Annotated in this window: 1 protein-coding gene; it reads right to left on the bottom strand. The window is 54.5% G+C overall.

Annotation, left to right across the window (positions count from 1 at the left end; translation table 11 throughout):
• Positions 1 to 1,082: hypothetical protein (locus K8S19_04545; protein MCD4812941.1), on the bottom strand; the 1,082-nt coding region annotated here is incomplete at both ends.

Below are 1,082 nucleotides of genomic sequence, written 5' to 3'. Positions count from 1 at the left end.
CCCATTTTTCTTCTGCAAACCCCTGCACCGCATGGGTTGCTTGCTGCTGCAATGTCTGCCATGCCGGGTTGAGACTATCTGCCGCCTGCCGGGCAGCGGCAGACTCGCCTGTGGTTGGGATTGCTTGCAAAGTCTTGCCTATCTCCTGAACGGTTTTTTGGTACGATTTCGCCTTGGCCTGCAATCCGGACATCCGCTCGCGCCCTTGCTCAAATTGCGCCAGCAAAATTTTACTTTCCCGGACACGCTTGGTTTGTTTCTCCAGCACAGTTAATTGATTGACTGCCTGACGCAGATGGGAAAGCGCCACTGTCCGGCTGCTCTTTTGCACCAAAGCATCCCGCGCAGTTTGCTCCACGTTTTTCAGAGCATGCAGTTTTCCCAGCATGGCAACCGCCTGCCCGGCCTGGACCATGCCGCTATTTTGAAGGTCTGCCAAATCCCACAATCCCTGAGCATCTGTTTGGGATGCAACAAGAAAAGTCTCGGCCTCAGCAGCGAACCGGGTCACGTCAAATTGTTTGAGAATTTCCACCTGGGCAGCCGCCTTGTGCTGCATACCTGTCACCAGATCGCGCCGCACCTGAGAAAGCGTCAGCAGGCTTCGGAGCGTTGCCTCTGATTTGGCATCTGCTTGCGGAAGCGTCCCAGCATTTTTCAATAATTTTTCCGGCCGGGACGAAAATACTGCAGTGGCAATACTCTGCTTGACCTGCTGCTCAACAAGCCCCATCCGGTTGAACGCCTGGATTGTCTGCTGCGTCCTAAGCGAGTCCGCCATGGCGGTTGATTGATTTTTCAAATGATCCCGAAAAGCATCTGCGCCTTTTTGCAGCGCCTCCATCTGCCCGGCTGCCTGCCAGGCTTTCACACCGGATTGAACCCGGGCAATGCCGCGGGTCAAATCTTTTTCCAATTCGATCTGCCGCTCGGACAATGCTTTGACCTTGGCGGATAAATGCCGTGTCGCAGGTTTGGCTTGCAGGCCCTGGGTGATTGTATCCGTCAATACCTTTGAGGACAGCAGGGCTGCCTGAGTATCCAGGCTTCCCAATTTATTTTCCCTGCGGCTCAATTCACGC

This window comes from bacterium (assembly GCA_021108215.1).
Classification (GTDB): Bacteria; Oederibacteriota; JAAXVQ01; order JAAXVQ01; family JAUVAV01; genus JAIORK01.
Note: the sequence above shows the minus strand (reverse complement) of the source record. Positions and strands in the feature narration are given on the sequence as shown.